The organism is Streptomyces sp. NPDC032472 (assembly GCF_040636955.1).
In the GTDB taxonomy this organism is placed as follows: domain Bacteria; phylum Actinomycetota; class Actinomycetes; order Streptomycetales; family Streptomycetaceae; genus Streptomyces.
The window spans coordinates 38335-58087 of record NZ_JBEZVK010000017.1 but is presented as its reverse complement, the minus strand read 5'-3'; the positions used below and the strand labels follow the sequence as shown (position 1 = coordinate 58087).

The following is a 19753-nucleotide window of genomic DNA, read 5'->3' as shown; positions in this document are numbered from 1 at the left end:
CGAGGGCTCCCTACTGGTGTGCGGTGGTCATCGGGCGGGTGGGGCGGGGGATGTTGAGGGCGCGGTGGACAAGCCCAGCGCCGAAGATCACCTCGGCGCCACGGCGGCCGTTGCTAGTGATGACGGAGCGGATCAGGCTGGCGTGGCCGTCGCGGTACTCGGCCAGGGCCAGGACCCGCATGTCCGCGGCCTCCTGGGCGGTCGGGCCGAGTTCGGGGTGCTGGTCGACGACGATGCCCGCAGTCCTGTCGTAGTCGGCCGGCAGGGCCTGGCGGGCGGTGAGGTAAGGCATCCATGCGGCCTTGGCAGCCTGGCTGCGGGGGCCCCGGGGTACGGCTTCGAGCTCCTGGTGGCGGCGGGCAGCTGCGATGCGGGAGTCACGCCAGTCCGAAACCAGCCCGGCCCGGGCCTCGGGGGTGCGGACGATCTCGTGGGCACCGCGCAGCAGGGTCGCGAGGAGTCCCGAGGCGCGATGAACGGTGTCGACCTCGCCGCGGGCGTGCAGCCATCCCTGGACCTCGGCAGCGCTCCAGCCTGCGTCGGCGACGTGCCGGACCACCCAGGCGATCCGGGGCGTGGAAGCCCGGCCCAGCCAGGGGACCTCCCGGATCAGCTCAGCAGCCAGCTGGTACCGGCGCCCCACCGCGTTGATCCCACGACGAGCCTTCTCGCCGGACACCTTCCTGATGGATGACTCGCTCTTCCCGCTGGCGACGTCTGTCGTCTCAGAGGGAAGCGAGGTAGTAGCTGCAGTAGAAACACTTGAGCAACTACCCCCCATTGGGGTGCAACGGTCCTCATCCGAAACAGCCGCCCCACAGGCCGCGACAGACTCCTTCGGGGCGGGCTTCGCCGGGCCCTTCGCGGTCGCCTTCCGCGGCTTGCGGATCTTCCGAGCGGCCTTCTTCGCCAGCTGCGCAATGAGCTCCCGGCCGGCCTCCGCGATGCCTGTCATCGCGCGCGTGTACGCGGGCGCGTCCTGGTCACGCTGCACCGTCTTGATGCCCAGCGCCTGGTCGAACTGGGGCGGGACCATCAGCGCGAATTCCGACGCCTGGTTGCCGTCCCCTGCCAGCCGGGTGCCCTTGACGATGTACGCGAGCAGCCCGGTCTCCCGGAGCATACGTAGGTGGTCCTGCACGGCCCGCTTGGACAGGCCGGTGCGCCTCATCAGGTAGTCGATGCCCGGACGGCACGGCGACAGCTCGCTGAGCAGCTGCGCGATGTAGACGGTCGTCGGCCCGAACGAGCGCGGCCCGTGGTTCCTGTGTACCCGCGGGGCGTACAGGCCGGCCCCGGCGACCCAGTGGACCGCCTGCATCCACGAATAGCCGTCCAGGGCGACCCGGCCCGACGACGTCGACAGCCACTGCATCGCCTCCGGCACGAACAGACCGGGCGGCACGGAGACCGCGTCGCCGTCGACCGACGCACGCGGGCCAGGAATCAGCACGGCGGCCGGCGCCGCCACGGCGCTCACCGGCCCGCCCGAAGGTACGAGATAGAGATCATCTCGGCAGCCTTGCGCGGCAGCCTGTGGACAGAGTCCGGGAAGCGGCGAGAGCCCGGTTCGCTCCCGTCCGGCGGGCAAGAATCTTGAAGCGCGTCCCGCAAGACCGGACGCGGTCGGCGGGCGCGAGCAACGCGACACCGGTCGCGCGGTCGCGAGGCCCGGCTGTGAATCTGATCAAACAGAAGCCCGACAACGCACTAAACGGGACGAAACGGGTATGCGTCGGCTTTTCAGGGGACACCAGATCGTGCACTATGAGAAACGACCTGCCTTCCATATAGCTGGACCGACCTGAGCCCTCGGGCCCGGCCGAACCAGATGTGCGGATGTGTTAGGTGCCGCCCCCTTCGTCAGAAGAGGGCGGACGCCGATCGGGCGGGGGGAGATTTCTCCTCCCCTCCCGGTCCTGCTGAACCGCGAAGCCCCTGTGGTGGGGGCCCGCGGGTAATGCGGATCGGTACTGCTACGGCTGTGGTGGCCTTGGTTAGTGGCCGGTGGTGCTGGTGGCCCTGGTAAGGGGCCGATAGAGATATGAGCGGCTCGATGAGCCGCGGCTCAGGACCGGCTGCAACCGGGACTTGAGCGACCGACACGGTGGTAAGCCGGTCGGTAGACGGGCCGCGCGAGGCCAGCGGATTGGTAAGTCCGCCTCTTGGCGCGCGCGGCCGATGGCCACTAGGTCATCCCGACCCCCCTCCGGAGGCCGGCGTCGGCATGCCCTCATTCAGCTGAGCGGCCTCGGGGAAGCGCTCCGCGAGCCGCTTGAGCAGGTGGATGTAGACATCGCGCTGCGGGCGCCGGGGGTGGCTCTTGCCTAGCTCCCAACGCACTACGGCAAGGCGCCTTACGCCCACCGCGTCCGCGACGTCCTGCTGCGTGAGGTTTGCGGCGAGGCGCAGTTGTGCGCGCACGTGTGGCGGCGGGAGGACGTCGTCCAGGCCGGCCAGCAGGTCATCGACCTGCCTCAAGCGGTCCGGGTCGGGCATGGCGCAGCCTCTCATGATCGATCGATCTCTGAAACATACACCATTTGATCTCCGATGGGGTGCGACATCTGCCCCGTCAGGCAAGGTCCCCCAGATGCGCGTTGACGGCCTTCGCGGCCGCCATCAGCTCGGGCAGCTCCACTACCGTCACCCCGGCCTCCACTAGCTGCTCGTAACCGACGCAGTTGTCGACGAACAGGCTCGGCTCGCGCCAGGCAATGACCACACGCGGGATGCCGGCCTCGAGGATCCGCTGCGCACACGGCGTACGGGAGGCGCTGCGCTGGGAACAGGGCTCCAACGTGCTGTAGATGGTCGCGCCCGCGAGCCGCAGGTCACCGTCCGGAAGTTGGGCGAGGGCGACCTCCTCCGCGTGTTCGCGGGGCCCGGTCGCCCGGGAGTATCCGGACGCCAGCTCGGTGCCGTCCTCGCCGACGATGACCGCGCCGACCGAGTAGGCACCTACGGCCGGAGGGCACAGCGCGGCAAGGTCGATCGCACGCTGCATCCAGCGCAGGTCCTGGCCTCGGTCGGGTGCATACATCAGCTGCGCTCCTTCGGGGCGTAGCGAACGAAGACGACGTCGTCGATCGCCCGAACTTCCAGCAGCTTCATCCGGGCCGTCGATCCGCCGGGGTAACCATCTGGACCGAGGAAGCGAGCGGCCTCCGGCTGACCCACCAGCAGGGGGGCGATGGCCAAATGCACTTCATCGGCGAGGTCGGCGGCCATCAGCTGGGTGTGGATCGTGCCGCCGCCTTCCACCATGAGCCGACCGACGCCCCGGCGCCCGAGCTCATCGAGGACCAGGCCCCAGTCGAGGTCCGGCCCGATGCTGACGACGTCGGCAAGGTCCCCGAGCGTGGCGCGCACCTTCTCCGCCGCGTCGTTGACGGTGATGACCAGCTTCTCGCCGCCGTGGTGCCAGAAGTTGAGGTCGGCGGAAAGGTCCCCGGTGCGGGTGACCGTGACCTTGAGCGGATAGGCCGGCTTGCCGTCGGCGACGCGCTGTGCACGGCGCTCGTCGCTGTTGACCAGGAGGCGCGGGTTGTCCTTCCGCATGGTGTTCGCGCCGATCAGGATGGCGTCGGACTCCGCGCGGACCTGGTCGACACGGTCGAAGTCGGCGGCGTTGGACAGGAGCAGCCGGTTGGGGCTGGTGTCGTCGAGGTAGCCGTCGACCGACATGGCGGCGGAGAGGATGACGTACGGACGCGTGGTCATTGGGGTAGTGATCCGTTTCTCTCAGGCTTCGTGAGCGAGGATGGCGTCGAAGTTCTCGCGGAATGCGGACACCTCGGGCTGGCGCTGCCACGGGACCAGCGTCCTGTCGAGCCGGGCGAGTTCCCGCATGATTCGGCCGGAGCCGGTGTCCTTGGCAACGGTCAGAGCCTGAAGCCCAACGGTGGCGGCCTCTTCAGGCGAACCGGCGCCGGCGTGGGCAACCGCCGCGCGGGCGAGGTACACGCCTCGATCCCGGTGGTATCCCTCAGGCAGGGCCTTGATGGCGTTGGTGAAGATTTCCGCGGCTTGCGCGTGCTTCCCAAGCACCTCCAGGCCCTGAGCGCGGTGAACGTCGACGTACTGCTCGTTCAGCCACACGCCCCACGGGGTCGTGTCGCTGGAGACCCGATCGAGGGCGTTGCGGACGTCGTCGATCGCGCGCTCGCTGTCGGTGGAGTCTCCTCGCAGCGCGTGGCCGTACGACTCGTAGGTCCGGGCCACCGCCGCGAGGCGGCTACGCGGGCGCGCCATGCGCTCGGCTGCTTCAGCCAGGTCCACAACGTCGACCAGGTCCCTCTTCTCCCCGGCGAGTTGGGCCTTGCGTGCCATGACGTAGGAGGTCAGGTCACCGTCGCCGACGGTGTGGCTCCACTGGAAAGCCCGGTCGAGCCAGAACTCAGCGCTGTCGAAGTCGCCCAGGTCCTGGTAGAGCCATGAGGCGAACTCCGCGTACTGGGTCTGCAGCTCCATCAGCTCCTGTCGGTCGACGCCCTGAGCGTCGCGGCGCAGGTCCTTGATGGCGTCGATGTGCTCGCGCACGGCTGCGATGGCGTGCCGTGGTCCGAGCAGATTGTCGTTGTCGATCAGCAGTCGGCGGGCACGCTTGAGGTGCTCGATTGGCGTGCCGCTGTACGCCGAGGCAGACCGCGCGGGCTGCCTCAGGCCCTCCAGGACTTCCGAGTCCGCGACCGCCGGCGTACCCGTGCCGAATGCAGCTGCAGCACCGATACCCACCCCACCACGCAGCATTGCGCGTCGACCGAGCGCCACGAAAACCACCGATCCATCCCGTAGACGAGCGGGGACAAAGATCCCCTCATGCTCAGACGCTGCCTGCTGAGTGCCAGCGATGGCCAGCCCGAGCGACGCATCGGATACATGGGGAGCGGAATCGGATACATGGCCCCGCGCGGATACAGCCGGGGCAAGGCGCTCCCACAGGTCGACCAGCACGCCGCCGGCCTGGAGTAAGGAATCGATCAGCTCGACTTCCGCCGGGTCCTTCGGTGGGCGTGTCGCGTTTTCCCATTTCTGCAGCTTGGAGTGCGACATGAAGGACTTCGTAGCAAGCTCGCGAAGCGACATCTTCTGCGCCTGACGGAGCTTTCGAAGCGTGTAGCCGAAGCGGTGCAGAGGCGACTGCTCCGGCGTCAGCACCTTCGGCTGCTGCCCCACTTGGTGATCCCTCCATGTCTCCACTCGGCGTATCCAGCGGCTGGATACACGCCCGATCTAGAACTGGCTCCCGGGGCGGGCCTACAACTTTGCTAACGAAGTTGAACCCGCCGAGGAGGGACGAACATGCGCAACGAGACGCGAGAAGGGACGTCAGTCGCTGCGCCCTTTCTCGATCCGCTCAAGGCGTGCAGCGAGGTCGGCAACCTGCTCCTCAAGCGCCTTGAGGGCGCGGGCGGTCGAGTCCTCGCTGGAGTCGGAGGCCGTGTCCGTGATGAAGGATCCGCGGCCCTGGTGGGAGTAGATGAGCCCGGCTGTGCGCAGCTCGGTCAAGGCCCGCTGTACGGTGCCGGCCGCGACGCCGTACTGCTCAGCCAACTCCCGTGTGCTGGGCAGCTTCGTGCCGGCGGTCAGGCGACCGGATCGGATCTTGTCGCGGACATCCTGAACGATTCGCTGGTACGGCTGCACGGCCTCGTTGCTCATGAGCGACATCGTAGATCGACCCCCTCGCCTTAGCTAGCTTCCATAGCTTCCTCAATCAAGTGCTTGACACGCCCCCAACTGTATCAGCTAAGTTATGTGTGTCGACAAAGTGAGCGGGCGCGGCAAAGCCCCCACCTGCCACTTCTCGGGATCACGCAAAGCCACTCCGAAGGGAGCACACCCCATGAACGTCACCCGCCGCCCCGCCGCCAGTTTCGCCACTGAGCATTTCGACGCTGAGACGCTCGCGCTCCTGGAGGCGGTCGAGGTGCCGCTCCCCGCCTTCGCCGACCTGGACCTGGACGTCGCCTTCGGCACGCCGCTCGAGATGTACGCCGCCGGCCCCCTGGCCCACGAGCGGCTGGACGGCCTGGACATCACCGCCGCCGTCGCCGCGATCGAGGCCCGCGAGAACCGGATGCTCGCCGCCCGCGACATCGCCGCCGACCCGGCCGTCACCGACTTCGTTCGTGAGCGCCTGGTCGACGTGCTCCTCCCCTACGCCGCGCAGCTGCGCATTACGCGGCGGCCGGCCGCCGCGGCGCCCCTGCCGCTCGCGGCCTGATCCTCCCCGCCCCCACGCCGGGTCTTCGGACCCGGCTCCTTCACCCGGAACCGCCCCTGGCGGCGCCGGATGTGGGAGCCGAAAGCGGCCCCGACACCATCCGCCCGGACCTGAACGCGAAAGCGGGAGGGAAAGGCAGCGGCCGGTCCTTGAGAACTCAACAGCGTGATCCACCACCGCAGTCCCGGCCGTGACCACACCAGCCGGGGGTGAGTGGAAACCCGTCGTGTGGCGCCATTACCCCTGGTGATGGCAGTCGGCACGTGCGATGACCCGTCAGGCGCTTCAGTTCTGGCGACCTGGAGGCGGTAACACCCGCCAGGTGCTCATTACTGATGGAGAGCCCGGAGGGCTGACATCCACACGACGTAAAAGAACGACGCGACACGCTCCCAGACCCTCGGCACCCGGTCCCAGCCGAGGCGAGGAGTCGCGTCGGGACTGAGGGCACCTCGCCTCCCTCCAGCACGACAAGGCGAGCAGCGCGGCGGCAGAGGCCGCGCCCCTTGTTTTTGCAGCCCCGCGCTGCCCAGTCGCGCACTACCCGATCTTCGGGTCGGTCGGTGGGCGGTGGAGAGCGCGGAGGAGCAGTCCCACACCAGCCACTGACGAACGACCACGGCCGCCGCCACCCGCGAGATGCGGGTGGCGGCGGCCGTGGCTGCTCGTACAGCAGTCAGAAAGCGACGAACCCCCGGGGGCCTAAGCCCGGGGGTCGTCTTTGCAGTCACCCTCCGGAAAGGGAAGACGCACATGCACAGGATGACATCCACTCAGGCCCGCCGGATGCGGCGCCCGGTACTGCAGGCCGCGATCGACGCCGGTGCCCGTTGCAGCCAGGCTGACCCCGACCTCTTCTTCCGGGCCGACGGCGAGCCGCCGGCCACCTGGCAGGCGCAGCGCGCCCAGGCGATCCGCTTCTGCCACGGCTGCCCCGTCCGCACGGCCTGCGAGGAGCTGGCCCTGCGCGACGGCGACGGCAACGACCGCGTCGACGACCTCGTGCGTGGCGGCCGCTCCGGCAGCGAGCTCGTCGCCCTCCGAGAGCTCCAGGCCCAGCGCCTCGCCGCCGCGATCACCGCCGACGAGGCCAGCGACCAGGAATGGAACAAGCTCACGACCCTCGCCGTGAAGCTGAACCGCGAGGCCCGCAGGATGCCGACCAAGAGCGCCGGAGTGAGCCACCAGGCCGAGCTCCTGAGGCAGCAGAACGAGCGGATCGCCGAGTTCGCCGCCAAGCTGGCTGTGGTGCGCACCGCCCGCCGCGCCCGTACCGGCTGGGAGGTCACAGCATGACCACCACCCTGACCCCGCGCGCCGGAAAGATCGACGACATCGAGCGCAGGGACGACGAGCGCGGCTTCGAGCGGGACGAGACCGACTCCCTTCACCAGCTCGGCACCCTGCTGCTCACGATGGCCGAGCGGGACGACGCCCTGATTCCCGAAGGGCGCCGGGCCCGGCGCACCCTCGCCGAGATGGCCCCCGGCTACGTCCGGCCCCCGCTGCTCACCTTCAACCTGCCGGTCCGCGCGGCGGACGACGCCTGCGTCCTGTGCGGCTTCTGGACCTGCCGCTGCGGCCAGACCGCCGCCGTCCCGGCCCGGCCGCCGAGCGCGACGGGCACGGTCCGGTGAGTGGCTGCGGCCACCCGCCGACCCTGGTCACCGTGAACTCGGTCGGCGCGGACGGCAAGCCGTACCAGTCGATCCGGCACGATCCCTGCACCTGCGGAACGCCGCCGCAGCCGCAGCCCGAGAAGGAGTAGGACCGCTTGCACACACCGGCCGCCCGTACCGCCCAGCATCACGCGGTACGGGCCATCGCCGCGCGCGGCCTGACCCACCCCCTCACCCAGGCGCTTCTGGCGGCCGCCGTTCTCACCGCGGCGGCCGCCTGGGAGGCCGGCCACCGCGTCACCGACATCCACCCGCCCCTCACCAGGCGCGGCAAGAGCTGACCGACGCTGTCCCGCCTGGCGGGCCCGGAGGACAGGTTCTCGACCGCAGCCCTGGCCCGCCGCGTACCCGCCGCCCGCACCACGGGCGGCCGCCCTTTCACACGCCCTCGGTCCGGGAGAGTCTCGGGCCCGCCCCCTGCCAGGAGAGCTCATGCAGCGCAGCACCCAGCTCGACACCGCGACCACCACCGGCACGGCCCGGCGGATGCCGGAGTCCCTGTGCACGCACCGGCCGACGTGCCCGACCGCCGACAGCCCCGACCGCGAGGCCGCGCACACCATCGCCTCCCACCCCGAACAGGGCTGGAGCCTCCTCTGCAACTCCGTCCTGGTGTTCGAGGTTATGTCGATCTCTGTGATTTCTGGCGCCTGTGACCTGGTGGTTTGCGAGACGGACATGTCGATGTCAGGTGATCGAATCGTCTCCAGTGGCGCAGCTGGAAACGCTGCTCGCGATCGTCTGCGCAACTTGGGTGGGCGAGAGGTGAGTGGTGTCGATGACTTCGGCTTCTCGACGCAGCCAGGTCAGGGCGTCCTGGTAGCGAGGAATGTGGTCCAGGCGCCATTGCCGAGCGCCGGTTTCGACCATGTCGCTCTCGATGCGGTGGGCCAGCGTGTCTGGATCGGTGTGCAGCACGAAGTGCCGCACCGGAATGCCAGCCTTCGCCAACCCGGCGTGGATCTCTCCCCAGTACTGCTCGACCAGCACCGACTGGGGGATTACGAGTACTCCGCCGACGAAGTCGAGGACCTGCGACGCGGTCTCCACGACCAGACCTCGCCATGGTGGCCAGTCCTGGAAGTCGTTGACGGGAACGGAGTTGAGGACAGGCCTCAGCATGAAGCCGACGGTCTCGGAGTCGAAGACCCTTGCGTCTGGAAGCCGCGCGGCAAGTTCCTTCGAGGTCGTCGTCTTGCCGGCGCCGAAGGTCCCGTTCAGCCAAATAATCATGCCGGTGACCCTATCTGGGGGAACGGAGTCACTGCTGGCGTCCCGGACAGGACCGGTCTGCGCAGCACCCGCGCCGACGCGTCGCGAGAGTCAGCGGTGCTCAGCACCTCCATTCGATGGCGCGGCCGTCAGAGTGCGGAGGCGGCGAATCTCGCCGTGGGCGGTCTCGAGTTTTCGGGTGAGGTCGGCGACCTGATCACGGAGTTGCCGGTTGCGTTCGAGTGCGGTCTCCAGCCTGCGTTGCAGGGAGACGTCGCTGGCTGCGTGTCGAAGACTGCGGTGGGGAGCCGGGTCTCGCTGCTGGAGCTGGTTGATCGCGGTGATGAGGTCGGTCTGCGTGTATAGCCAGGACCGGGAGACACCAGCCGCGTTCGCGACGCCGACGACGGTGGGCCGTTCGCTGCGGCGGGCAGCCGTCCTGATGGCATCTTCGGCGCGCTCGCGTGCCTGCCGGCTGCGGGCCTTCGAGGCTTCGACGAGGAAGCGGGAGTTGTCAGCCGGCGGCATCGAGATCGGTCACCTTTCCGCCGGCCACGATCTGCTGCGGTCCGGCCTGTTCCAGGGCGTCGATGATGGTGTCGAGCTTGCCGAGCGTGCGGGTGTTCTTCTCCGCGATGCGGGAGAGTCCGGCCCTCGCCGCGTCGTCGATCAGCCTGCGTGTCTCCTCTCGCTGGCGCCGGTGCTGGTCGAGGAAGTCGCCGGTTGTGATGAAGAAACGGCAGTCCAGACAGGGGTTGGCGAATTCGCAATCGGTCTGGATGGGGGCTCCGCAGTAGCCGTTGGGGAGACTGACCTTGGCGCGCACGAGGGACAGTCGCATCCAGGTGGCGTCGGCAAGCGGGTGGTCGGTGGGCAGTGCGACTGGTTCGCCCTCGGCATTGACCTTGAGGGCTTTCTCCCAGTGCTCCCGCAGCGTCTTCTGGTGGAACCTCGCGTAGACGGCCGTCATTTCCGGCGACATGTGGTCGAGCAGTTGCTGGACGACATGCTGCGGGACGTCGGCGTTGATGAGCCGGGTGCCCAGGGTGTGCCGGAACTGGTGGAAGGTGACCCTGGCGGGGCGTCCATGCTCGTCGAGGAGCCGGATGCGGTGCAGCCAGATCTCCATGGTCCTGCGGCACCAGGTGTCCGAGACGGGCTTGCTGCCGTTGAGGTTTGCCTGCGAACCGGGGAACAGGAAGCGGCTCCCGGCCGGGAAGCGCGACCGGACGCGGCGCTGTTGCGCGGCGATCTCGTCCGCCAGGTCCTGACTGATCGGGAAGAACGCCGCACGTCCGTGGATCTTGTGGTTGATCCAGGCCAGGTAGGGGGCTCCGGTGTCGTCGCGGGTGACGCAGTCGAACCGCAGACGGCGGGCGTCCTTCATGCGCAGACCACAGGAGATCAGCAGCGGAACCATGAGGCGGAGATCATCAGCGGAGATCAACGCCAGGTTGGCGGGGTCTTCCAGCTGGCGCATGAGGTGCTCGGAAATCCAGCGCGGCTTGGCCGGCGGCAGGGCTGGGGCGTCGTTGTAGATGACGGCGTCACGGGGAAGGTCCGGCTGCCAGTCGTGAGCCCGGGCGTCAGCCAGAAAGCGGCCCAGCGCGTTGATGGCCGTCCGCCGGGTGAAGACGTCCGGGTAGTCGATGCTCAGGGCGGCAATCCACCCCTCGATCCGTGCGCGTGTCAGGTCAGCGGGTGCCGCGTCCGGACGAAGGTGCCGGGCCAAGTGGGTCAGGGCACGCAGGTTGTTCGCGACGGTGTTGACGCTGATGTCCGTGCTGATGCGCCAGCGGCACCACCGCTTGACCACCTCCCTGAACCACAGCTGAGGGATGCTCCCGAAGCGCAGGTAGCGCGACTCGCCCTCTGCCAGGGCCAGGTGGCGAAGGTCCCAGGTGTCGCGCGGATACTGGTCAGCCCACGGGTCATCGGCGATGAGCAGGTGCTCCAGGGCGAAGCGGGTGTCCGCGATGAAGCGGAAGGCCACGACGTTGTAGCCGTGGCGCCGTCCGCTGGGCCCGACGGGTGCTGCGTGATCACGCCAGTGGTCCTCGCTCCAGTCCAGAAGGCTGGTGACCGGCGCCTGACACACCCAGGTGACCGCGCGCCGGACATCCCGGGCGGGCGTGAAACGCAACCCTTCGTCGAGGCGATGCTGGAGTCCGAACTGGAACTCCAGACGGAGTCCGGCGTCGAGCTGGCCCAGGCGGATCTTCGGGTCGCCGCGGTGGACGAGGCCGTCGTACCAGCTGACGAGATCAGGGCGGCCGTGCTTGCGCCAGCGGCTGTAGTGCGTGTGACACAGCGGCGCGTTGGTGCTGTCGGTCCAGCGAGAGCAGTCCGGGAACTCGCAGGCCCGCTCCGCTGCCCCCGTCTGCGGCGGCTGGTAGGGGGTCCGTCCCACCCACTCGTCGAGGGGTGGCCGTCCCGCACGGTTCCACCGCCAGGCATGCCGGTGACACAGGCCGCGGGCTGCCCTCGCCCGGTTGCAGCCGGAGAGCAGGCAGTCCAGCACCTGGTTGCGCTGGTGCAGTCGCGTGTCCTCCTCCGCGGACCAAGTGTCCAGGTCGGCTGGGCGGTCCGCGGCCGCCCAGCGGTGATGGTGGGTGCGACACAGCAGCAGCCGGCCCATGGTCAGCGCGGACGGGCAGGACGGAACACGGCACTCGCCGGGAAAGAACGTCGGGCTGTCGCGAGGCGGACAGAACACTTCGGCCCGGAACTCCGGCCGCACCGTCGCCATCAGCTTCGCCAGAAGCCCCGTAGCGGCCTGCCGCTTCTGCGGTGCGGTCACTGGTCAGGCACCCCGTCCTTGATGATCCCAGCCGAGAGGAGCACCCTGCGATGATCTTCGACGTCGAGGTGGCTGTAGACCTCCGCGGTCGTCTGCGAGCTGGAATGACCGAGAAGCTCAGCCACGACCTCGATCGGAACCTTGGCCCGCAGCAGTCGTGTGGCGTAGGTGTGCCGGCAGGCGTGCGGCGAGAAGTGGGCAATGCCGGTTCGCTTCTGAAGGCGCTCCACCAGTTCGTTGACGTTCGCCCGGGTCATCGGGGAGCCGATCGGTGCTCGAAAGAGGTTGGCGAACACGAAGTCGCAGTCCAGGGCACCGTACTCGGTCTCCATGTAGGTGGCGTATCGGTCGAACAGTTCCGGGCTCACCGGGACGGTCCGGCCCTTCATGCCCTTGACCCGAGCGTGGTTGGCATTGTTCTCGCGCGGAACGACGTGGATCTCGCCCCTGCGGAGGTTGAGGTCGGCGTGACGCAGCCCCAGGGCTTCGCTGATCCGCAGACCCGAGTCGTCCAGCAGAGCGATGAGGAACCGGTCTCGTCGCCGGTTGCAGGCTGTCATCAGCCGCTGGACCTCGTCGTTGCTGAGGGTCTTCGGGGGTTTGCGGTGCGCGGGGATGCGGATCGGGCTGTGCTCGACTTCGCCGCCGCGCCGGGTGTGCGCCAGCATCGGCACGAAGCGGCCGGTCGGCTGCCTGGCCAGCAGGTTTCCCAGCAAGGCGGGCACACGCTCGTCCCGTCGGGCATGGAACCGGTAGAACGACGCGAGCGCGGCCCGCTTCCGTTGCAGGGTGGTGTTCTCCAGCGCCTGGCCGACATCCGGGAGCACGAACACTCCCGCCGCGCGGGCTGGCTTCGGTCGCCGCAGCCACTCGAAGAACTGAGCAAGGACCTCAAGCCGCACCCGCCGGAAGTCCAGGCGTACCTGCTCCAGCCAGACGAAGAAGTCCCGCAGGTCGTAGGCGTAGCCCTGCACCGTGTTCGGCGACGCGCCCGTCGCGGCCAGGTACGCAAGGAAGTCCTCCACCGCAGCGACGGGCAAGCCGTCGCCCCCCACCACGGTGTACGAGAGCGGACCGTCATCGGTCAGCCGCAGCCTCTGCACAGCGAACGACACACCACACCCCAGGCCGACATGGACACGCGAACAGAACCCGTCCATGAAGCACCGAAAGGCCATTCCATGACCGCGAGTTGGACATCAAAGACACCCGGAAGACGGATCGGCATAGTCGAGGACACCGGCAAGCTGCTCCCCGATGGCCGGATCGTCGCCCCGCACCGGCCCACCGGCGCCGTGGCCAGTCCGCTGCCTCTCCGGCTCGCGGATGCCCACGCGCTGATCGGGGGCACGGTCGGCAGCGGCAAGACCAACGCGGTCACGCTCCAGGAGGCGATGGCGACCCTGGCCAACTCCTCCGGCACTTCGCCGTCGGCCTGACGGCTGCCTGATCCGCCCGCACGGACCGCCGAATCCTGGCGGTCGGTGCGGGCGGTGTTGGGAGCCGGACAGCCCGGACGACCACGACCGAGGAGTTGCCGTGCGCGACACCGCCCAGAGCACCACCCCCGTGATCACCTACAAGCGGGGACAGTACGTCCTCTACCGCAACCCGGAGATGTTCTGGACCGGCCAGGAGGGCCACACCTTCGTCTGCCGCGTCGAGCGAATCTGTGTGGGCGGCGTCACCTACGACCTGACCCCGCTGCCGTCGGGCCGCCAGGTCAACGCCGCGAGCCCCGACTACATGCGGCCGCTGCCGGCCGTCGACGCGATGCGCGACATCGACACCGCCCCGCTGAACACCGCGGGCGCGGCGGACGAGATGACGGCGGCCGCGATGGCCTGGCTCACCCAGCAGCGCCAGATGGCCAACCGCCGCCCGGAGCTGCCCGCCAGCGACTGACCCACCAGCCCCCGCAGCACAGCGGTCCTCCGAGTCCTCGGCATTAGAGCTGCCGGGGCCTCGGAGGACCTGGTCCTGACCCTACCGACCGACGCTGCCCCGCGGTGCCCTTCCTCACGGAGGCGCCGGAACGTATGAGAGGACATCCCCCCGTGGCCACCAAGACCACTGCCCGTCGCCGGGGCCAGCCCAAGAGGCCCGCCAGGCCCCGCACCATCACCGCAAAGCCGCAGACGCCGCCGGCCCCCGCTGCGGATCAGGACGAGGCTCCGGTCGCCGAGGAAGCCGCGCCGCTGGTGCACGAGGAGGCCGACCCGGTTCTGGCCGACGCCGCCGACCGTGCCGCCGACCTCCGCGACCAGGCCGTCGCCGACGCCGCCCGGATCGTCGCCGCGGGCGAGGCCCGCGCCGCCGAACTGCTGGACGGCGCCCGCACGCAGGCGGCCACCCTCACCGAGGAGGCCGCCGCCGAGCAGTCCCGCATCCTGGCCGACGCCGCCACGGCTGCCGACCAGGCCCGCACGGACGCCGAGGCCAAGGCAGCGCAGCTGCTCGCCGACGCCCGGGAGCAGGTCGAGGCCCTCACCGCCGAGGCCACCGGCAAGGCCGACGAGCTCCTGGCCGACGCGGCCAAGGCCGCCGACCGGCTCCGCGAGGACGCCGCCAGTTCTGCGGCCGCCGACGCACAGCAGGTCCGCACCGACGCCGAGGCGACGGCGCAGCAGCTGCTCGCCGACGCGCGCGGCAAGGCCGACGCCCTCACAATGGCCGCGGCCGGGAAGGCCGAGGAGGTCCTGGCCGACGCGCGCCGCCAGGCGCAGGACGCCCTGACCGACGCGGCCGCCGATGCCGAGCGGGTCCGCACGGAGGCCGGCCGGGAGGCGGCGCAGGCCCTCGCCGACGCGACGGACAAGCGCACCGAGCTCCTCGCCGAGGCCGAGCGCACCGCCGCCGACACCCGCACGGGCGCGGCCAAGGACGCCGAGCAGGTCCTGGAGCGCGCCCGTGCCGACGCGCAGCAGACCCGCGAGAGCGCGGATAGGCAGGCCGCACAGGTGCGGGCCGGGGCGGAGAAGCTGGCTGCCGGCCTTCGCGCCGACGCCGACCGCGCCCTGGACGACGCCCGCACTGCGGCTGAGGAGCTGCGGGCGGCGGTCGACAAGGATGTCGCCCGGCTGCGCGAGCAGGCCGGGACGGACCAGACGTCGGCCCAGGAGGCGGCGGCCAAGGCCACGGCCGATCAGGCCGCCGCCGCCCTGGCTTTGGCCGAGGCCGAGCGGATCCTCGAGGCGGCAACGCAGCGCACCGTGCGGCGGGCGCGGCGCCGGGAGATCCGGGCCGAGTCCCGCGCCGAGCGGCGCAGGATCCGCGACGAGGCCCGGCCCGCCGGCGGTGTCCCGCCGCTGTCCGGGCAGGAGCTGCTCCTGGTCGTCGGGATCGTCCTGGCGGCCGCGGTCGTCTCCACCCTTGGCCTGCTCTCCTCCTACACCGCACTGGAGACCAAGGCGGCAGGATGGGGCTGGGAGTGGCCGTGGCTGCTGCCGGTCGGCATTGACGTCGCCATCCCGGCATTCACCGGCGCCAACCTGGTCCTGATCCGCATGGGGATGGAGCTGCGCTGGATCCGCTGGGTGCCCCGGGCGCTGACGGCGGTCACCGTGTACCTGAACTGGAACGCCTCGGACTCCGCGTCGGGCCGCATCGGGCACGCCGCCCTCACCCTGCTGTGGGTCGTCTTCTCCGAGATCGCCTCCCACGTGTACGCGACGAGGATCGGCGCGGTCACTGGCAAGGTCCGGATGGAGACGGTGCGGCGCAGCCGCTGGCTGCTCGCCCCGATCCCGACCGCCCGGCTGCGCCGCCGGATGATCCTGTGGGAGATCACCTCCTACGCGGAGGCGCTCACCCGTCTCCAGGAGCTCACCTACCTGCGAGCGCAGCTGAAGGAGGAGTACGGCTGGCTCTGGCGGTGGAAGGCGCCGCTGGACAAGCGGATGGCGCTCAAGCTCGACACCGCGCCCGCCGCGCTCGCCGACGCGCTCACCCCTGAGGACGCTCACACTGTGGAGCGCGCGGACGTGAGCGCCGACGCTCACCCCGAACAGGGCGACGCTCACCCCAAGGTGAGCGCGCTCACCTCCGGCAACGGGGAGGGCGAGCGCGAGCGCCCGGCGCTCACCATGGGCGCTCACCGAGGTGAGCGCGCGGTGGAGGACGACGACGCTCACCGAGCGGAGAGCGCTCGTACGCGCAGCGAGCAGGGTGCGCTTACCGAGCGCCGCCACGAACGGATTCGTCTTCTTTACACCGAGCTCGGGCGCCGTCCGCAGTGGACGGAGATCCGCGACGCGCTCACCAAGGCTGGTCTGTCCGATGAGCCGGTCTCCCGCCCGACCGCCCAGCGCCTGCGCGAGCAGGTCGAGGAGGGCACCCCGAGCGCCCCGGCGAGCGCGAGCGTGAGCGCCGAGGCGAGCGTCCCGGTCAACGCCTGAGCGCCCGCCCGGCGCTCACACTCCCTGCCGCTCATGGCCGCCCCCGGTCCGCGCCCACGCTCCCGAGGGTGAGCGCGGACCGGTGACGGCCACGGCCGGCAGGCCCGCGGTCCGTACCCGCCCCGAGCGGGGCGCGGACCGCCCGCCCGAACCGAGCACCACCCCGGCCCCGCACGCACGCCTCGGGGACACGGACCCACGAACCCTTCCCCCATCCCCACCCCCGAGACCTGGAGGTCTTCAGCCATGCCCGAGAACAGCAACCGGTGGACCTCGGACCACCTGATGAAGCCCGGCGGCACCGCCGTGTACGCCGCCCAGCAGCGCGAGCGGCTGCGGCAGATGGCCGACGAGGTCAGGGCCCTGCTCGGCGAGTACCGGTCCGACCTGGAGAACATCAAGTTCGACGGGGACAAGCCCTTCGAGGCCCGAATCCGGGCCTATCTCGCCTCCCGTCCGCTCGCGCAGCTCGAAAAGGACCTGCGGGACGCGGTAAACCACGCCGGAAAGCTCGACGCCGAATTCCAGCGGCGCTACGTCGAACTGCCCGCGAGGCGCGAGGAGAAGGCGGAGAAGAAGGAGCTGGAGAAGGTCCAGAAGAAGGGCTTGGCCACCGCCCGCGCGGTCAACACTGCCGGGCACCTCAACGGCCTCACCAGCGCGCTGGTCGAGCCGACCGGCGATGGGAAGGGAGTCGTGCAGAAGACCGGCACGGACGGCGGGCAGAACACCTTCCTGGACTTTCTGGAAAAGAGGGCCTGATAAGTGGCCCCGCACCTTTCCAAGGGTCAGACGGCGCGTTGGAATAAGCGCCTGGCGGAGACAACCACGAACAAGGCGCGGGCGACCGCGCTGTGGGACCTGGCCCGTCTCCTGGCGGGCACCGACGACCGGGCGTGGGCCGACTTGGTCCTGCTGCTCCAGGGCTGGACGACGGAGCAGCAGGGCCGGCCGCCGTCGCCGTAACGCTCCGCGCTCATCACGGCTCATCATCACCGCCTCACCCCGTGAATCCGGGGGGCCCATCATGCGCGCCTATACGCGCGCGTGAGGCCCCCCGGATTCGTGACCGGGAGTGACTGATCGAATGGAGACGGCCGATGGCCGACGACGACGCCGGGGGGACCGTCCTCGGCTTCCCCGGCGGGCTCACGATCCCGGGGCCGGTGGGCAGCGCCCCGCCGGCCCCCGGGGCCGACACCCCCACCCTGACCGCCCTGCCCACCCTGGCGCCCCCGCCCTCGCTGCTGGTCGCCGGGAATTCCGACGTCGGCGGAGGCGGCGACACCGCGGCCGCACACGCGGACCCTGGAATCCCGGACAGCCCGCAGGGGCAGGAAATCGCCGCCATGTCGGTGGTGATGATGGCCGGTATTACCGTCGCCGCAATGCGCGGCGCGTGGAATGCCGCCGCTTATCTGAAAGCCCGCCACGAACACCACCGGGCCATTGCGGATAAGCAGCAGGCGGCAGCCGATAAAGCCGCAATCGGTTTGGAAGCGGCCCGCCAGAAAGGCCGCTTGCAACCCGGCCCGGAATTCGGCCGAAGCACCCGCACGTCAGGCGGCGGAGGAGGCCGGACAAACTCCGGAAAGAATTCCCCGCCCAGCACGTTCCGCTCCCTCAGCGGTTCCAAGTCGCCGGGCGCCTCCGGATCCAAGGCGCCCACCAAGGGCCCTGGCGGGGCCTCTGGTGGCCGTACGCCCTCGCTGGGCACCGGCGGGCGTGGAGGCGGCGGCGGGGGCCGCAGGGGCGCGCTGGAGACCCCCGGGGCAAAGGGCAGTGGAAAGCCCGGAGTTGGGGGTGGAAAGACCCTGTCAACCGGCACGAGGAACAGCTCCGGAAGCCTCTCCGGAGCCGTCCGCGACCGGGCCGCCGACCGGATCCGCAACGGCCGCAAGCCGAAGAACGGCACCGGCACTTCCGGCTCCTCCGGCAAGTCGGGCGGGGGCGGCGGCGCCACACCGTCCTCCGGCTCGAAGCCGGGCCGCGGGCCCGGGTCGAAGACCAGCCCGTCCGGATCCAAGCCCGGCACGGGCTCGGGGACGAAGCCCAGCGCGGGCACGGGTACGAAGCCGGGCTCGTCCGGCACGAAGCCCGGGACGGGTTCGAAGCCGGGCAGCAAGCGGCCGTCCTCGCCCGCGCCCTCCAGGGGCCGCAAGGGCAAGGGCAAGAAGGGCGGGCGGAAGCCGGGCGCCGGCGGCCCCCCGAGGCGCACGGGCAAGGGGCGGGTCACCCTCCCGGCAGCCATCGCGGCGGAATCGGAGCGGCGGCTGAACAAGCGCCGCAAGCACCTGACGCCTGTCCTGACCACGGTCCCCAAGGGCAAGAAGAAGGGGAAGAAGAAGCCGGCCCCGGCCGGGACGGCGACGCCGGGCACGCCGAAGGTCGACCTGACCAAGAAGCCCAAGCCCCCCACGAGCACACCGGGCGGCACGGCGAAGCCGAAGGTCAGCCTCACGAAGAAGCCCAAGCCCACCACTGCGGCCGGTACGGCCCCGAAGGTGAACCTGCGCAAGAAGGTCAAGCTCACCAAGAAGCCCCGGAAGCCGGGGCCGGGCGCGCCCGCCGGTCCGGCGCCGACGTCGAAGGTGAACCTGCGCAAGAAGGTCCGCCTCACCAAGAAGCCGCGGAAGCCCGGACCGGGCCCGGCTGCCGGTCCCACCGGCAGCACGGGCACGACCGGGCCGACGCCGACCGGCCCGGCCTCCAAGGGGAAGGGCGACCGGCGCCGTTCACTGCGCGGCTGGTGGGAGCGGGCGGGTGCGCGCCGCTCCGGGAAGCCGGAGTCGGACTCGTCCAGCTCCACCAGCTCGGCGACGACTCCCGGCCCGGACCCGGCACCGGCCGGGGGGTTCGGGCCGCCCCCGGGCTGGGGCTACGCCGAGGGCACGACCATCACCGTCGAACAGGCCGGCGGCCAGGTCTGGGAGGCACGCCAGCGCGAGGCCCGCCGCCGCGCGGGGGTCGCGGCCGGAGCGATTCCCGCAGCACGAAAAGGAGGAACCGTAGTGACCGTGCCCGTCCCGACGAAGGCACCGAACACCCAGTACGCGGACAGCGACCTGACGATCTACGACGTCATCGACTCCGACGCCGACATGGCCGAGGAGATCATGGCGGGCGTCGACGAGGCCCGCGCCGCCGCGGACGGCTGCGAGACGATGATGACGCGGCTGGAGGCCCTGCACGAGAAGATCGTCGACCTCAAGGTGCCCGGCGTCCTGGAGGGCTGGGTCCTGATCCTCGCCGAGAAGGCGGTCAGCGTGAAGGCGAAGGCCGAGGCCCTGGCGGAGAAGCTGCCCGCCGCTTCCGAGGCCATCGCCTCCGCGGGTGAGAACGCGGAGCGCCGCCACAAGCCGCTCGCCGACGCCGTCCGCGACGCCGGACACGCCGCCCCCGCCGAGCGCGACTACCACGTCGAATAGGAGAACCA

General features: G+C 70.3%; 20 protein-coding genes and 1 pseudogene. 11 read left to right on the top strand and 10 right to left on the bottom strand.

The features are described from left to right. Positions 1-10: 10 nt before the first annotated feature. From AB0F11_RS13840 to AB0F11_RS13815, 6 genes are all read right to left on the bottom strand, one after another. Positions 11-1480, bottom strand: coding sequence for a helix-turn-helix domain-containing protein (locus AB0F11_RS13840; RefSeq protein ID WP_362172108.1), 1470 nt, complete (start codon positions 1478-1480; stop codon positions 11-13). A gap of 713 nt (positions 1481-2193) precedes the next feature. Then, a complete protein-coding gene (locus tag AB0F11_RS13835; RefSeq protein WP_362172105.1) occupies positions 2194-2499 on the bottom strand; it encodes a helix-turn-helix transcriptional regulator in 306 nt (101 codons plus the stop codon). A gap of 76 nt (positions 2500-2575) precedes the next feature. Next, a complete protein-coding gene (locus AB0F11_RS13830; RefSeq protein ID WP_362172103.1) occupies positions 2576-3043 on the bottom strand; it encodes a deaminase in 468 nt (155 codons plus the stop codon). Next, on the bottom strand, positions 3043-3723 hold the full coding sequence (locus tag AB0F11_RS13825) for a dihydrofolate reductase family protein (protein WP_362172100.1): 681 nt from the start codon (positions 3721-3723) through the stop codon (positions 3043-3045). The genes AB0F11_RS13830 and AB0F11_RS13825 overlap by 1 nt, the downstream gene beginning before the upstream one ends. Before the next feature lie 21 nt (positions 3724-3744). Beyond that, positions 3745-5178 (bottom strand): helix-turn-helix transcriptional regulator, encoded by a 1434-nt coding sequence (locus tag AB0F11_RS13820; RefSeq protein ID WP_362172097.1) that lies wholly within the window; start codon positions 5176-5178, stop codon positions 3745-3747. Between the two features lie 153 nt (positions 5179-5331). Next, positions 5332-5664, bottom strand: coding sequence for a GntR family transcriptional regulator (locus AB0F11_RS13815; RefSeq protein ID WP_362172094.1), 333 nt, complete (start codon positions 5662-5664; stop codon positions 5332-5334). Positions 5665-5848: 184 nt separating this feature from the next. Here AB0F11_RS13815 and AB0F11_RS13810 point away from each other — a divergent pair, with 184 nt between their 5' ends. From AB0F11_RS13810 to AB0F11_RS13790, 5 genes and pseudogenes are all read left to right on the top strand, one after another. Continuing rightward, a complete protein-coding gene (locus AB0F11_RS13810) occupies positions 5849-6229 on the top strand; it encodes a hypothetical protein (RefSeq protein ID WP_362172091.1) in 381 nt (126 codons plus the stop codon). Positions 6230-6991: 762 nt separating this feature from the next. Next, the gene (locus AB0F11_RS13805) at positions 6992-7525 is read left to right on the top strand and encodes a WhiB family transcriptional regulator (protein WP_362172088.1); all 534 of its coding nucleotides are present in this window, start codon (positions 6992-6994) and stop codon (positions 7523-7525) included. Continuing rightward, positions 7522-7866: a hypothetical protein gene (locus tag AB0F11_RS13800; protein ID WP_362172085.1), complete on the top strand. Its 345-nt coding sequence runs from the start codon at positions 7522-7524 to the stop codon at positions 7864-7866. The genes AB0F11_RS13805 and AB0F11_RS13800 overlap by 4 nt, the downstream gene beginning before the upstream one ends. A 137-nt stretch (positions 7867-8003) precedes the next feature. Beyond that, entirely contained in the window at positions 8004-8189 is a 186-nt protein-coding gene (locus tag AB0F11_RS13795) for a hypothetical protein (protein ID WP_362172082.1), read from the top strand. Between the two features lie 217 nt (positions 8190-8406). Beyond that, positions 8407-8529, top strand: a pseudogene (locus AB0F11_RS13790) (DUF5999 family protein); the annotation flags it as partial. A gap of 66 nt (positions 8530-8595) precedes the next feature. Here AB0F11_RS13790 and AB0F11_RS13785 read toward each other — a convergent pair. From AB0F11_RS13785 to AB0F11_RS13770, 4 genes are all read right to left on the bottom strand, one after another. Next, on the bottom strand, positions 8596-9141 hold the full coding sequence (locus tag AB0F11_RS13785; RefSeq protein WP_362172079.1) for an AAA family ATPase: 546 nt from the start codon (positions 9139-9141) through the stop codon (positions 8596-8598). A 90-nt stretch (positions 9142-9231) separates the two neighbouring features. Beyond that, complete coding sequence (locus AB0F11_RS13780) at positions 9232-9648, bottom strand: DUF6262 family protein (protein ID WP_362172076.1); 417 nt, start codon at positions 9646-9648, stop codon at positions 9232-9234. Beyond that, on the bottom strand, positions 9635-11920 hold the full coding sequence (locus AB0F11_RS13775; RefSeq protein ID WP_362172073.1) for a tyrosine-type recombinase/integrase: 2286 nt from the start codon (positions 11918-11920) through the stop codon (positions 9635-9637). The genes AB0F11_RS13780 and AB0F11_RS13775 overlap by 14 nt, the downstream gene beginning before the upstream one ends. After that, positions 11917-13035, bottom strand: coding sequence for a tyrosine-type recombinase/integrase (locus tag AB0F11_RS13770; protein ID WP_362172070.1), 1119 nt, complete (start codon positions 13033-13035; stop codon positions 11917-11919). Before AB0F11_RS13770 ends, AB0F11_RS13775 begins: the two co-directional genes overlap by 4 nt. A 66-nt stretch (positions 13036-13101) precedes the next feature. Between AB0F11_RS13770 and AB0F11_RS13765 the strand changes: the two genes are divergently transcribed. The 6 genes from AB0F11_RS13765 to AB0F11_RS13740 all read left to right on the top strand — a co-directional run bounded on the left by AB0F11_RS13765 (position 13102) and on the right by AB0F11_RS13740 (position 19745). Beyond that, complete coding sequence (locus AB0F11_RS13765; protein WP_362172067.1) at positions 13102-13359, top strand: hypothetical protein; 258 nt, start codon at positions 13102-13104, stop codon at positions 13357-13359. 100 nt (positions 13360-13459) lie between these two features. Next, entirely contained in the window at positions 13460-13825 is a 366-nt protein-coding gene (locus AB0F11_RS13760) for a hypothetical protein (RefSeq protein ID WP_362172064.1), read from the top strand. 152 nt (positions 13826-13977) lie between these two features. Continuing rightward, positions 13978-16317 (top strand): DUF2637 domain-containing protein, encoded by a 2340-nt coding sequence (locus tag AB0F11_RS13755; RefSeq protein ID WP_362172061.1) that lies wholly within the window; start codon positions 13978-13980, stop codon positions 16315-16317. Positions 16318-16563: 246 nt separating this feature from the next. Continuing rightward, entirely contained in the window at positions 16564-17079 is a 516-nt protein-coding gene (locus AB0F11_RS13750) for a hypothetical protein (protein WP_362172058.1), read from the top strand. Positions 17080-17082: 3 nt separating this feature from the next. Continuing rightward, positions 17083-17283, top strand: coding sequence for a hypothetical protein (locus AB0F11_RS13745; RefSeq protein ID WP_362172056.1), 201 nt, complete (start codon positions 17083-17085; stop codon positions 17281-17283). A 134-nt stretch (positions 17284-17417) separates the two neighbouring features. Continuing rightward, positions 17418-19745, top strand: coding sequence for a hypothetical protein (locus AB0F11_RS13740; protein ID WP_362172053.1), 2328 nt, complete (start codon positions 17418-17420; stop codon positions 19743-19745). Positions 19746-19753 lie beyond the last annotated feature (8 nt).

Excerpts from the sequence above, each read along its gene's own strand:
- AB0F11_RS13740 (WP_362172053.1), top strand. The coding sequence starts at position 17,418 with ATGGCCGACGACGACGCCGGGGGGACCGTCCTCGGCTTCCCCGGCGGG.
- AB0F11_RS13815 (WP_362172094.1), bottom strand. The coding sequence starts at position 5,664 with ATGAGCAACGAGGCCGTGCAGCCGTACCAGCGAATCGTTCAGGATGTC.
- AB0F11_RS13765 (WP_362172067.1), top strand. The coding sequence starts at position 13,102 with ATGACCGCGAGTTGGACATCAAAGACACCCGGAAGACGGATCGGCATA.
- AB0F11_RS13785 (WP_362172079.1), bottom strand. The coding sequence starts at position 9,141 with ATGATTATTTGGCTGAACGGGACCTTCGGCGCCGGCAAGACGACGACC.
- AB0F11_RS13780 (WP_362172076.1), bottom strand. The coding sequence starts at position 9,648 with ATGCCGCCGGCTGACAACTCCCGCTTCCTCGTCGAAGCCTCGAAGGCC.
- AB0F11_RS13835 (WP_362172105.1), bottom strand. The coding sequence starts at position 2,499 with ATGCCCGACCCGGACCGCTTGAGGCAGGTCGATGACCTGCTGGCCGGC.
- AB0F11_RS13810 (WP_362172091.1), top strand. The coding sequence starts at position 5,849 with ATGAACGTCACCCGCCGCCCCGCCGCCAGTTTCGCCACTGAGCATTTC.
- AB0F11_RS13750 (WP_362172058.1), top strand. The coding sequence starts at position 16,564 with ATGCCCGAGAACAGCAACCGGTGGACCTCGGACCACCTGATGAAGCCC.
- AB0F11_RS13800 (WP_362172085.1), top strand. The coding sequence starts at position 7,522 with ATGACCACCACCCTGACCCCGCGCGCCGGAAAGATCGACGACATCGAG.
- AB0F11_RS13825 (WP_362172100.1), bottom strand. The coding sequence starts at position 3,723 with ATGACCACGCGTCCGTACGTCATCCTCTCCGCCGCCATGTCGGTCGAC.
- AB0F11_RS13805 (WP_362172088.1), top strand. The coding sequence starts at position 6,992 with ATGACATCCACTCAGGCCCGCCGGATGCGGCGCCCGGTACTGCAGGCC.
- AB0F11_RS13830 (WP_362172103.1), bottom strand. The coding sequence starts at position 3,043 with ATGTATGCACCCGACCGAGGCCAGGACCTGCGCTGGATGCAGCGTGCG.